The 12,679-nt window shown below is 42.6% G+C and carries 10 protein-coding genes; 8 read left to right on the forward strand and 2 right to left on the reverse strand.

Annotation, left to right across the window (positions count from 1 at the left end):
- Positions 1-109 precede the first annotated feature (109 nt).
- From IPJ09_17150 to IPJ09_17175, 6 genes are all read left to right on the forward strand, one after another.
- Entirely contained in the window at positions 110-871 is a 762-nt protein-coding gene (locus IPJ09_17150; protein ID MBK7373136.1) for an isoprenyl transferase, read from the forward strand.
- Positions 872-949: 78 nt separating this feature from the next.
- Entirely contained in the window at positions 950-3,484 is a 2,535-nt protein-coding gene (bamA, locus tag IPJ09_17155) for an outer membrane protein assembly factor BamA (GenBank protein MBK7373137.1), read from the forward strand.
- Positions 3,485-3,496: 12 nt separating this feature from the next.
- On the forward strand, positions 3,497-4,297 hold the full coding sequence (locus IPJ09_17160; GenBank protein ID MBK7373138.1) for an rRNA pseudouridine synthase: 801 nt from the start codon (positions 3,497-3,499) through the stop codon (positions 4,295-4,297).
- A gap of 549 nt (positions 4,298-4,846) precedes the next feature.
- The gene (locus IPJ09_17165) at positions 4,847-5,299 is read left to right on the forward strand and encodes a hypothetical protein (GenBank protein MBK7373139.1); all 453 of its coding nucleotides are present in this window, start codon (positions 4,847-4,849) and stop codon (positions 5,297-5,299) included.
- Positions 5,300-5,367: 68 nt separating this feature from the next.
- Complete coding sequence (locus tag IPJ09_17170) at positions 5,368-7,584, forward strand: alpha-galactosidase (protein MBK7373140.1); 2,217 nt, start codon at positions 5,368-5,370, stop codon at positions 7,582-7,584.
- Between the two features lie 7 nt (positions 7,585-7,591).
- Positions 7,592-7,915 (forward strand): hypothetical protein, encoded by a 324-nt coding sequence (locus tag IPJ09_17175; protein ID MBK7373141.1) that lies wholly within the window; start codon positions 7,592-7,594, stop codon positions 7,913-7,915.
- Between the two features lie 157 nt (positions 7,916-8,072).
- Here the strand turns inward: IPJ09_17175 and IPJ09_17180 are convergent, their stop codons facing one another.
- The gene (locus IPJ09_17180; protein MBK7373142.1) at positions 8,073-9,059 is read right to left on the reverse strand and encodes a D-glycerate dehydrogenase; all 987 of its coding nucleotides are present in this window, start codon (positions 9,057-9,059) and stop codon (positions 8,073-8,075) included.
- Between the two features lie 157 nt (positions 9,060-9,216).
- Between IPJ09_17180 and IPJ09_17185 the strand changes: the two genes are divergently transcribed.
- Positions 9,217-10,395, forward strand: coding sequence for an aspartate aminotransferase family protein (locus IPJ09_17185; protein ID MBK7373143.1), 1,179 nt, complete (start codon positions 9,217-9,219; stop codon positions 10,393-10,395).
- Positions 10,396-10,445: 50 nt separating this feature from the next.
- Positions 10,446-11,396, forward strand: a complete 951-nt coding sequence (locus IPJ09_17190; GenBank protein MBK7373144.1) for an N-acetylornithine carbamoyltransferase — start codon at positions 10,446-10,448, stop codon at positions 11,394-11,396.
- A gap of 26 nt (positions 11,397-11,422) precedes the next feature.
- Here the strand turns inward: IPJ09_17190 and IPJ09_17195 are convergent, their stop codons facing one another.
- Positions 11,423-12,568, reverse strand: a complete 1,146-nt coding sequence (locus tag IPJ09_17195; protein MBK7373145.1) for an OmpA family protein — start codon at positions 12,566-12,568, stop codon at positions 11,423-11,425.
- Positions 12,569-12,679: the final 111 nt, after the last annotated feature.

The following is a 12,679-nucleotide window of genomic DNA, read 5'->3' on the forward strand; positions in this document are numbered from 1 at the left end:
CCTTCCAGCTAACAATTGATAACCACATTGATTCAAGCCTTCCGTAAAATTTTTATGGTAACCATCTGTATTTTAAGTACTTTTGCACCCAATTTCTTTAGAAACAGGCATGGCCAGCAAATCAGAAATAGATACCACCAAGCTCCCACAACATGTGGCGATCATCATGGATGGCAACGGTCGATGGGCCCAGGATCATGGCATGCCCAGGATCTTTGGCCACCACAATGGGGTCAAAGCAGTCAGGGAGTGTACGGAAGCAGCGGCTGAGATCGGTATTAAATACCTTACTCTCTATGCTTTTTCTACTGAAAACTGGAACAGACCTGCCATTGAGGTTAATGCACTCATGTCTTTGTTGGTTGAAACCATTGGAGTCGAAGTGAAGACACTAAATGATAATAACATTCAGCTAAAGGCTATTGGTGACCTTCATTCATTACCTCAGGCCTCCTACGATGCTTTGATGAAAGGGATAGCAGACACCGCACATAATACAGGTATGCAGCTGATACTTGCCCTCAATTATTCATCGCGTTGGGAACTCACTGAAGCCACCAAACGCATTTCTTTGAATGTAGCCCAAGGGTTCATTTCTCCCGATGACATCACAGAGGAAAGTATCCGGGCAGAGCTCACCACCAAAGACTATCCTGATCCGGATCTGATGATTCGTACCAGTGGAGAGCAGCGGTTGAGCAACTTTTTGTTGTGGCAGTGCGCTTATACTGAGCTTTATTTTTCACCGGTTTATTGGCCGGATATTCGAAAAGAAGATTTTTGGACCGCAATCGCTTCTTTTCAGCATCGCGAACGCAGGTTTGGCAAGACTTCAGAACAATTGATTACTGAGCATAAAGCAAACAATTAAAACAATGTTAAAAAGACAATCTTTCAGGGAATGATTGAAAATCGAAATCGTTTATATCAAATCCATCACGGTGTTACAATGAAAATATTCAGTAAATTTTTGCTTTTCGCTATCTTCCTGCTCTTCGCAACCGTAGTATCATACAGCCAGCAAGACACTGTACTTCCTTTTATGGATTATGATCTTGCTAAGCCTTATGAGATAGGCAAGATCACTGTCACCGGCACCTTCAATAGTGATGCCAATGCGATCATAGGGGTCACCGGGCTCAAAAGCGGTTCTAAAATCACGGTGCCTGGACCTGAAATTCAAAAAGCAATTCGTTCTCTTTGGAATCTGAAACTTTTTACTGAAGTAGATATCATCAATGCCGGCATCGATGGCTCCGTGATGGACCTCGAAATTCACCTGGAAGAAAAAGCTCGCCTGGCTCGCTATAGCTATACCGGGATCAAAAAATCACAACATGAGGAACTCAATAATAAACTAAAGCGGTTCGTCGGCAAAAATGATGTGGTCAATGAGAGTAAAAAACAAACTGCAATCAACGAGATCAAATCGTATTTTCGGGATAAAGGATATTATGATGTTGGGGTCAAAGTACTTGAAAAAAGGGATACCAAGATGCGCAACGCCGTAGTCTTGGAATTTGAAATAGATACTAAAGAGCGAGTTAAAATAGATGAAATCATCATCAATGGCAATGTCCAGGTGACAGATAAAAAGCTTAGAAGTAAGATGTCTGATACCAAGCAAAAAGGAAAAATCTTCGGCAAATCTAAACTCGTCAAGGCTGACTTCGAAAAAGATAAAATAAAACTGATCAAGTATTACAACACAGTTGGCTTTAGAGATGCGCGCATAGCCAAAGACAGTGTATGGCGTACGGAAGATGGAGCACTAAAGCTCGAATTGTTTATTGACGAAGGCCCTCGGTTCTATATTGGTGACATCACCTGGAAAGGAAACTCAATCCATGAAGCGAAACAACTCAATGCTTATTTACGAATCAAAAAAGGAGATATCTACAACCAGGAACTTTTAGACCAACGGCTTCGATTTAGCCAGGATGGAAGCGATGTAAGTAGCTTGTATATGGATGATGGGTATTTGTTTTTCAGGGTCGAACCAGTCGAGGTATCCATCAATAGTGACAGTATCGATCTGGAAATGCGCATCTACGAAGGACCACAGGCCACCATAGACAAAGTGAGCATCGTAGGCAATGATCGTACGCATGAGCATGTCATCAGGCGCGAACTTAGGACAAGACCAGGCGAAAAATTCAGCCGATCCAATATCATCCGTAGCCAACGGCAGATCATCAATCTGGGCTACTTCAATCAAGAAACAGTAGATATCGGTACTGATGTCAACCCAGAACGAGGCACTGTAGATATTACATACTCCGTAGAAGAAAAACCTTCTGACCAATTGGAATTGTCTGCTGGCTGGGGAGGTTTCCAGGGTGTCATTGGTACGCTGGGAGTGACTTTTAACAATTTTGCAGTTCGCAACCTTTTCAATAAAAAACAATGGGATCCGCTGCCTACCGGTGATGGCCAAAAGTTATCGCTCAGGGGTCAATCCAATGGCAAGTTTTATCAATCATACAATTTCTCCTTTACTGAACCCTGGTTAGGAGGCAAAAAAGCCAATTCCTTCACGCTTGGAGCCTTTTTGACCAAGTTTAATCAGGAATTGTTTGGCTTAGGTAAATTACAGATAGCCAGGGGTTACATCGGTTTGGGCTCACAGCTTCGATGGCCTGATGACAATTTTGTTACTAATACTACCCTCAATATCGAGAATATCAATATCAGCGGTAGCCTGGGTTCAGACAGGTCTTTCGTAGATCCTCGCACTCGTCAGCCTATCCTCGGCGGTAGCTATAATAACTTTAGTATTAAACAAACATTTGCCCGTAACACGATTTATGACCCTTTGTTCCCAAGATTTGGTACCAATATTTCGTTGACCATTGCTTTGACGCCTCCGTATTCGCTGCTGGGCAAAGCCCCCAATACGGATGGAACCCCACAGGAACTATACAAATGGGTAGAATATCATAAATGGAGGTTGGATGCACAGTGGTACGCTACGCTTATCGGTAAGCTCGTACTCAAAATGCAGGCCAAAATGGGCCTCCTGGGTTTCTATAATAAAAAGGTGGGCCTCACGCCCTTCGAACGATTCGAACTCGGAGGAGACGGCCTCAGCAATCAAAACTATGGGGTCACCGGTCGGGACATCCTCGCACTTCGCGGATATGAGGTAGCTGACCTGGCAGCCAATGAGGCTTCTAATGGTGGTGCTACCATATTCAATAAGTTTACTATGGAGCTTCGATCTCCTTTGACCCTCAATCCGAGTTCCTCTATATTTCTCTTAAGTTTCCTCGAAGGGGGTAATGCCTGGATAGGAAGCAAAAATTACAACCCATTTGAATTGAAAAGAACCGGAGGTTTGGGTATGCGGGTGTTCTTGCCGATGTTTGGACTTTTAGGATTTGATTATGGTTTTGGTTTTGATAAAATAGTGCCGGAAGCTTCTAAAGGCAAACTGGGTAGCTATGGTAAGTTTAGTATCATCCTGGGATTTGAGCCAGACTAATAGAAAAATACTTTGATCAGAAAAAATACCAAAAAAGCCAAGGTTGCACCACCAACACCTTCCAGCATTCATGGCGATGAGGAAGATATCAGGCTAAATAAATATGTCGCTCAATGTGGTTTTGCCAGCCGACGCGCTGCAGACGAACTAATAAAAAATGGCAAAGTATGGGTCAATGGCAACGAAGTCCTGGAACCGGGATATCGGGTCCAACCTAAAGACAGGGTCACATACCAGGGTAAGATCCTCAAGCCTGAGACTAATATGGTATACCTGCTGATGAATAAACCCAAGGATACCATCACTACCTCCAAAGATGAAAAAGGTCGCAAAACCGTCCTCGATTTAGTGGCTATGAAAATCCAGGAACGAGTATATCCCGTAGGTCGACTGGATCGGATGACGACGGGTTTATTATTATTGACCAATGATGGTGATCTGGCCAAAACTTTGAGTCATCCAAGCAGTGAGGTCCGAAAGATATATCATGTGATCCTTGATAAAAATGTTCCACTCACCGACCTGGAACGCATCGCACAGGGCATCATGCTCGAAGACGGACCAGCAGAAGTTGATCAGGTCTCCCATATCGATGGTGCTCCTAAAAATGAAGTCGGCATCACTCTCCATTCTGGCAAAAACAGAATAGTCCGTCGCATCTTTGAACACCTCGGCTACGAGGTCACTAAACTCGACCGGGTAGCCTATGCCGGCTTGAATAAAAAAGACATCCCCAGAGGACATTTCAGGCATTTGACTGACAAAGAAGTGACTTTGCTGAAGCATTTTGGCATGAGAAAAAGAAAGAAGTAGATGGGAAGAATAACAGTTTGGTCAAAGGGTTTTTCCAAAACTAGCAATCAGAATAATTTCTTGTAGCTTTAGCAAAGGCGGGGACAGTAGAAATACAAGTCTTAAGTGCTGCCTTGCTTGCCGCTCTTGACTTCTGTTTTTGCGAAATATACTAATCGGCTTAGCCCGTATCTAGTGCCTATCTTGCCCAGTGTAAATTATCTTTTTTGTGAAACTCAATCTACCCAACCTATTTTTTCTTTTTTCAAGGATTAAATAATCAATATTTACATAGTTTTTCAAATAATATCCACGACCCTTTTTTAGGAAATTTGCAATTATTAAAAAGATTATAGTATTTTTGAAAAATGAGAGTTGAGAGAAAGAATAAGCAATTATTAATCTACTTAAGCGATAATATAGGGGCATCGCGTATTCAAGACATCCTGGATTATATCAAATATGTTGAACTAACCAGCACATCAACTGTCACCCAAAATGAAGTGACTAATCTAGTAAAGCTAGGAAAAAAAGGCCGTTGGGCCAGAACTAAAAAATCGTTAGGGTTACATGCCCAAAATAGTAATTGATACCAATATTGGATTTAGTGGAATGTTAAACACCAATAGCAATATAGGAATGATCCTTATTGAAGGGAGACAATTCTATGAGTTTTTTGCTCCGGATTTTTTAAAGGAAGAGCTTTTTAAGTACAAGTCAAAAATCAAGATAATTGCAAAATACAATGAGAGTAAGTTCGATGATATCTTTTTACTTTTATTCGGGCACGTTACGTTTATAGACCATCGAATTTTACAGGACGAAATATATTATTACGCTGAAAAATTATGTAAACATATAGATGAAGATGATACGAATTTTGTAGCATTGAATGAATATGTTCAAGGACGAATATGGACAGGTGATTTAAAACTTATTAAAGGATTAGCATATGCCGGATATACTCGCTGTGTTAAAACTGCTGACCTTTTACAGGAGTTTAAACTAAAAATAAATAAGTAGTATCTTTCCGTTTGAGACCATTATTGGCGTAACTCACTATTGTCTTAAAGTAAACTTTTTTATTACCTATGTTAGACCATTCCTTATTTAAGAAATATATTGTTTTTTTAACGTTGATAGTGTTTGTCGGTACAGCGTTCAGCCAAGCGCCCATCCTCATCTCCATAGAAACCAAAGACAATGCCCTCATCCTGGCCACTGACCAATCTAACCGGCTACTCACCACTTATTTTGGAAAACGACTCCACCAGCCAGGCGACTATAGCCTTATTGTCTCTCAGACTCGAATGAATGATGGCAATGCCGGTGTATATAATAATGCATATAGTTCGAGTGGTTCCACCAATCTGGTAGAACCTGCCCTCCAGGTCACCCACGCTGATGACAATACCTCACTGGAGCTTAAATATCTATCACATGCCACTCAGAAGATCGATGACAATGTCAGCCTAACAACCATCAAACTAAAAGATGAAGTCTATCCCGTAGAAGTCACTTTAAACTACAAAACCTATGCCCTGGAAAATGTCATTGAACAGTGGACTACCATCAAAAATAATGGTACCTCAGGCATTGAACTCGAAAAATACGCCTCTGCCAACTTGTATTTGATCGCCAACGATTATTATCTCACCAGCTATCATGGGACCTGGGCACAGGAGATGAGGCCTGAACAGGAAAAACTCACCCATGGTATCAAGACAATAGACTCTAAGCTAGGCACACGTGCTGATTTGTATGCAGCTCCTACTTTTCAGCTTTCATTTGATAGGCCTGCTACTGAAGAAGAAGGCAGTGTCTTGCTTGGCCAACTGGCTTGGTCAGGCAATTTCAAACTTGACTTTGAAGTCGATTCTTACCACCATCTCAGACTACTGGCAGGGATCAATCCACATGCTTCCGAATATCCCCTGGCAGCAAAAGAAGAATTTAAAACCCCCTCGTTTATCTATACTTATTCTGACAAAGGCAAGGGACCAGCCAGCATCAACCTGCATCGTTGGGCCAGGAGATACCGGCTTATGGACGGAGCAGGACCTCGTATGACCCTGCTCAATAATTGGGAGGCGACTTATTTTGATTTTGATGAAAACAAATTGGTCGGACTATTTAAAGGTGCAAAAAAACTAGGTGTGGATATGTTTCTACTGGATGACGGGTGGTTTGCAAATAAATACCCACGTAATGGAGATAATGCAGGCCTCGGAGACTGGCAGGAAAATGTAAAAAAACTACCTCATGGCATCGGCTATCTTGTCAAAGAAGCGACAGCCGCCGGTGTAAAATTTGGCATCTGGGTCGAGCCGGAGATGGTCAATCCTAATAGTGAGCTGTACGAAAAACATCCTGATTGGGTCATCAAAGAAGCCAGGCGTCCCGAACAGTATTTCAGAAACCAACTGGTCCTCGACCTGACCAATCCCGCTGTTCAAAATTTTGTTTTCGGAGTATTGGATACCTTATTTACCAAAAATCCCGGTATCGCTTTTATCAAATGGGATTGCAATGCCGTCATCTATAATGCTCATTCTCAATATCTCGAAAGGACCCATCAAAAACAATCCAAACTATATGTAGACTATGTCAAAGGACTCTACAAGGTATTGGATCGTATCAGGGCGAAATATCCCAAAGTAAACATGATGTTATGTTCTGGCGGCGGAGGTCGGGTAGATTATGAAGCTTTAAAATACTTCACAGAGTTTTGGCTCAGTGACAATACGGATCCTATAGAGCGCGTCTATATCCAGTGGGAAAACTCTTATTATTATCCTGCGATCGCCCATTGTAATCATGTCACCGACTGGAGTAATGCCGGTATGAAATATCGATGTGATGTAGCTATGATGGGTAAGTTGGGATTTGACATCGTAGTGGACAAGTTGAGTGAAAATGATTTAAAATCTGCTCAGCAGGCCATCTCAGATTATAACAATATCAAAGCCATTGTCAATTATGGTGATCTCTATCGTATGGTCAATCCATTTGAAGCAGATTATGCCTCTTTGATGTTTGTAGATGATACAAAGTCCAGGGCTGTCATGTTTAATTATCTCACGACCAATAGATATGATTATAATTATACGGTCGAGCCTATAAAACTAAAAGGACTAGATGCTAATAAAAGATACCGTATCAAAGAGCTCAATCTCTATCCAGGGACCAGGTCTATGATAGAGGAGTCGGTGACCTATTCCGGCGATTTTTTGATGTCCATAGGGTTTAATCCCAATATATCACTTAGGAGGAAAAGTGTAGTATTAGAGATCAATGAAGTGAAATAAATCGATCATGGCAAATAAAAAAAAAGCTTACCATCTTTCCCATCGATGCGCTCTAGTGGTCAAACTAAAAAAACCTTTTTTTGATTGGGCAGATATCGAAATGAATCAACTGTCAGAAGATATGATGGAGCCTGATGTTTACCTCATTCCTGATTTTGAAGAACATAAAGATGTAAAGGGCTGGATAAGGAGAAATTATGATGCTGTTTTTAGAAATATACTTTTCGGAGTTTATACTAACGAAGCTATGTGGCCTCAGAACCGAACCTATGACCTGTTTTGTAAATGGGTAGATTTTTCAAGCCATTTGATGGTGTGGGAACTGGAATGATTTTAGAGTTGCAAAGCAATTTCATTATGTGCCCCTTTTACAGCATTCCATATTAAGTCCTAAGGAAGCCTAACAATCCCGAAGTTTTGGGACTATTTGCCCAGGGGTTTAAAATCAGCGATGAATCCGGATAAATTGATCAAGTATGAATTCAAACTTACGTTAACACAGACGGATTGACACAATGTGGTATCGTCCCACTTTTCAGATAAGAGATGATGTTTTCAGCAGCCAATCTCGACATCCCATCCCGGGCCTCCATGGTCGCAGATCCTATATGAGGCAATACACACACGTTCTCCATCAACAATAAGGGATTGTTCTTATCCATGGGCTCGGGATTGGTCACATCGAGTCCGGCTCCCCAGATAGTACCAAAAGTCAGTGCTTCGATCAGATCGGTCTCATTGTGCACCCCTCCTCGGGCTGTATTGATAAAAATGGAAGTTGGTTTCATTTTGCTAAAAGTTCCTTTGTCAAATTTGCCTCGGGTTTCGTCACTCAATACACTGTGCACGGACAATACATCACTCTGAGCCAATAATTCATCGAATGTTACGAGGTGAGCGCCTAATGCTTTTTCTGCTTGTTCATTGCGACTGCGATTACAGTAGATGATCTTCATATCAAATGCGCCTTTGCATCGTTGGGCCATGACCATACCTATCGCTCCAAGCCCAAATATCCCCAGGGTCTTGCCTTGCAGTTCCTGGCCGAGATGCGCAGTGGGCTGAAAAGCTCCCCAGCCACCATCAATGATTTTTTTATAATTGAAAAAAAACTTTCTGGAAACAGCGATCATCAGGCCAAAGGCTATATCTGCCGTAGCATCACTGAGCACCTCGGGAGTATTGCCTACAGGTATACCCAGGCGGGTGGCCTCGGGTATATTAATATTGTCATAGCCTACTGCAAACTGTGAGATCATTTTGAGATGCTTACATTCATTCAAAAAATGAGGATCGATTTTGTTTTCACCCAGGCTTAATAAGACATCGGCATTTTTGCAGGCTGCTATCAGTTCATCCTGTGGGATTGGATAGTCGGCTTTCCAAATCGTAAGATCATATCCTTCTGCTTTGAGGAGATTGATACCATACTCCGGTATTCTTCGACTGATAAATATTTTAGTGTTTTCTGACATCGTATTATTGCTTAAAGCCCGAAGATACTAACTCATGGATAATTCCTTTATGCCGGAAAGGTGTGTACTGAAACATATGACGGAACTGCTAGAGTCTCTGCGTAATAAATTCCATAGTATCAGTACGGTCTCTCTTAAAAATACCTAATTTCGTCCCATGAATTTATTCGATGTATATCCTCTCTACGAGATCGAGCCGGTGAGAGGTCGTGGTTCTTATGTATATGACCTTAAAGGCATAGAATACCTGGATTTTTATGGTGGCCATGCGGTGATTTCGGTGGGCCACTCTCATCCGCATTATGTACAACGGTTGACCAAACAACTTCAAAAACTTGGATTTTATAGCAACAGTATCATCAACTCACTTCAAAAAGAACTTGCGACCAAGCTCGGTAAGATGAGTGGATGCGATCAGTATCAATTGTTTTTGGTCAACAGTGGTGCTGAAGCCAATGAAAATGCCATTAAACTCGCTTCGTTTCAAAATGGACGCAAAAAGGTACTCTCCTTTAAAAAAAGTTTCCACGGACGCACCTCCGCTGCTTGCAATGTGACCGATGACCCTAAGATCAAGTCGGAAATCAACAAAACATTTGAAGTCACTTTTTGTGAGCTCAATGATATCGAATCCAGTGTGGCAGCCATCATGACCGAAGAATATACTTGTGTGATCGTGGAAGGCATCCAGGGCATTGGAGGTATCCACCTTCCTTCCGGTGAGTTTTTGACAGCATTGCAGCAAGCCTGTAAAAAAACAAAGACTTTGCTCATACTGGACGAAATACAAAGTGGCTATGGTCGCAGTGGAAAGTTTTTTGCTTTTCAACACCACGAGGGTATCGAACCTGATATGATCACAATGGCCAAAGGCATGGGCAATGGATTTCCAATAGGGGGCGTACTCATCCATCCGGATATAAAACCTAAATATGGCTTATTGGGCACTACTTTTGGTGGCAATCACCTGGCATGTGTTGCAGCTTTGGCTGTTTTGGAGATCTTCGAAGACGATGATCTTATAGCGCATGCCGCCCAGGTCGGAGAATATCTGATGGCAGAGATGACCCATATCCCTGAGGTAAGAGAAGTCAGAGGCAAAGGCCTGCTAGTAGGCGTACAGTTTGAAAATGCCATCGCCGAACTCAGAAAACAACTAGTATTTAAAGAACGGGTCTTCACAGGTTCTTCAAGTGATGCCAATGTACTCAGATTATTGCCGGCTTTAAATATACAGATAGACCAGGTAGACCAGTTGACAGAAAAAATAAGATCAGTGCTGAGATCGATTTCGGATAAAACTCCCGGCTTCCGGCCGGTGAGCAAGGCTCGATAAGCCCTGTATCCTTTCCCATTTTTTGTACATCTATCCTCTAATACATTATAATGAAGCGATTTATTTCTATACATGATGTCCCAGACAAGGAGGCTTTATTACAGGCTGCCCTGGGTCATAGTGCGGATCCATTCCGATACGAATCTTTAGGCAGACATAAAACGCTGGGTATGGTTTTTTTTAATCCCAGCCTGCGTACGCGCATGAGTACCCAACAAGCTGCCTATAGACTGGGCATGCAAGTCATCACGATGAATGCCGACCAGGGTTGGAAAATAGAATTTGAAGATGGAGCCATCATGAATGCAGATAAAGCGGAGCATGTACGTGAAGCTGCTGCCGTGATGAGCCAGATGGTGGATATTATAGCCATTCGATCCTTCCCCGGGCTGGCAGACAGAGACCGGGATTACAGTGAGGAGGTTATGTACCAGTTTTCAAAGTACGCGACTGTACCGATCATGAACCTGGAATCTTCGACCTTACACCCCTGCCAGTCCCTAGCCGATATGATTACCCTGGAACAATACCGCAAAAAGGAAAGAAAGAAAACCAAAGTGGTATTGACCTGGGCACCTCATATACGTGCCCTGCCACAAGCTGTAGCCAATAGCTTTGCACAGTGGGCACGGGGTTACGAATACGACCTGGTGATCACCCATCCTCAAGGCTATGAATTGGATACTCAATTTACCGCAGGAGCCAAAATCATGTATGATCAGGATGAAGCCCTGTCAGGAGCAGATTTTGTATACGCCAAAAACTGGAGCGCCTACCATGATTATGGCAAGATATTGACTCAGGACCCTTCCTGGATGATCACGGATCAAAAGATGGCTTTGACCGATCAGGGTTATTTTATGCATTGTCTACCCACCCGCCGCAACCTGGAGATAGCGGATGAGGTATTGGATAGTAATTATTCCCTAGTTATCAAACAAGCTAAAAATCGCATCCACGCAGCACAAGCGGTACTTCAAAACCTGTTGCCAAATCAATAGGAGTGGTCGAACTCTGAACGATCAAACTAGGAGCTGAGGATTTTTAATTCCACCCTCTGATTTTTGGCCCTGCCTTCCCGCGTAGCGTTAGTGTCTACCGGTTTGCGTCTACCATAGCCTACATAGGTCATACGCTCTTTTGGGATGCCTTTTACTGTCAGATATTCCGCAACAGCTTTAGCTCTGAGCAAAGAAAGACTATCACAAAAATCATCTTTAGGAAGACCATTGGTATGTCCCCCGATTTCAACTACCAGGGTCTGATTGAGCATCAGATAATCGAATATATCATCCAGCGCTTTCAAACTGTTGGGTGGTATACTATCGCTATTGGCTGTAAAATATAAATTATTTATTTTGATGATTTCCCCCACTTTGGGTTTGGGAACAAAATGTGCTGATGACTGGTTGGCTGGAGGAGTAACTGCAGGAGCTGGCAGAACAGGAGGTTTCGGTTTGGCTACTGCAGCGGTAGTTTTAGGCGGCTCGACAGGGGCATTGCAAGGCACCGGTACAAAGGCGGAGGCATTGTCCAGAAGTATATTCCCGTTATATGGAAAAAGGACGGGAGTTTTAAAAAAAGCCTCCAACATGATGTATTTATAGTTAGTCTTGGGTTTGATCCTAAAACTGTATTGTTTCCACTCAAAATGGTCCACCGGATCACTTTCTGCCAATAATTCTGATCGGCCACAGGATATATTGCCTCCCCAAATCCTGAGCACCGCTGGAATGTCAAAATTGTAAACTGTGTCATTCAAGCGCATTGGGATGGGCAGGTCCCGGTTATTGGTTCCACTGCGGTATTGCTCGGAACTAGAGAGATAGATGCTAAAATTGTAACATTGACCCCCTACGAGTGGGGATTCTAACATCTGGCTCACTCGCTCCCAGGTATCGTTATGCCTCACTACCAGTCCCATATAGGTTCTGCCATTAAAAGCAGGTTTACTCACTTGCCAGAAATTGCTGGGATGTACATCAGGAGCAGATTCCCCGGTAAAGCCACAATCAGTCCAGCCCATAGGGGGTGAGCTCTGTTTAGGCGTGTCTTCAAAAGAGGCATTGACCAGTCGTATCGAATCCACCGTCTTTGACTGACTATAAGCCTGTGCAATGAGTGATAAAAAGCAATAGGAATAAATACCGAAACGCGAAAGTATATTATTCATGTATGGTGCAAAAATAGGGGAATGTTTAACAATATAAAACTCCTCACTTGGGTGAGCTATGAAATTGAGTAATTATTGTAGAAAAACATGAGCTTGACTGATAGAATCAGG

This window comes from Saprospiraceae bacterium, from assembly GCA_016709995.1.
Lineage (GTDB): Bacteria > Bacteroidota > Bacteroidia > Chitinophagales > Saprospiraceae > JADJLQ01.

What these genes read in the sequence shown, in the direction of transcription:
- IPJ09_17195 (MBK7373145.1), bottom strand. Translation starts at nt 12,568, where the DNA reads ATGAATAATATACTTTCGCGTTTCGGTATTTATTCCTATTGCTTTTTA.
- IPJ09_17190 (MBK7373144.1), top strand. Translation starts at nt 10,446, where the DNA reads ATGAAGCGATTTATTTCTATACATGATGTCCCAGACAAGGAGGCTTTA.
- IPJ09_17180 (MBK7373142.1), bottom strand. Translation starts at nt 9,059, where the DNA reads ATGTCAGAAAACACTAAAATATTTATCAGTCGAAGAATACCGGAGTAT.
- IPJ09_17150 (MBK7373136.1), top strand. Translation starts at nt 110, where the DNA reads ATGGCCAGCAAATCAGAAATAGATACCACCAAGCTCCCACAACATGTG.
- IPJ09_17170 (MBK7373140.1), top strand. Translation starts at nt 5,368, where the DNA reads ATGTTAGACCATTCCTTATTTAAGAAATATATTGTTTTTTTAACGTTG.
- IPJ09_17185 (MBK7373143.1), top strand. Translation starts at nt 9,217, where the DNA reads ATGAATTTATTCGATGTATATCCTCTCTACGAGATCGAGCCGGTGAGA.
- bamA (MBK7373137.1), top strand. Translation starts at nt 950, where the DNA reads ATGAAAATATTCAGTAAATTTTTGCTTTTCGCTATCTTCCTGCTCTTC.
- IPJ09_17165 (MBK7373139.1), top strand. Translation starts at nt 4,847, where the DNA reads ATGCCCAAAATAGTAATTGATACCAATATTGGATTTAGTGGAATGTTA.
- IPJ09_17175 (MBK7373141.1), top strand. Translation starts at nt 7,592, where the DNA reads ATGGCAAATAAAAAAAAAGCTTACCATCTTTCCCATCGATGCGCTCTA.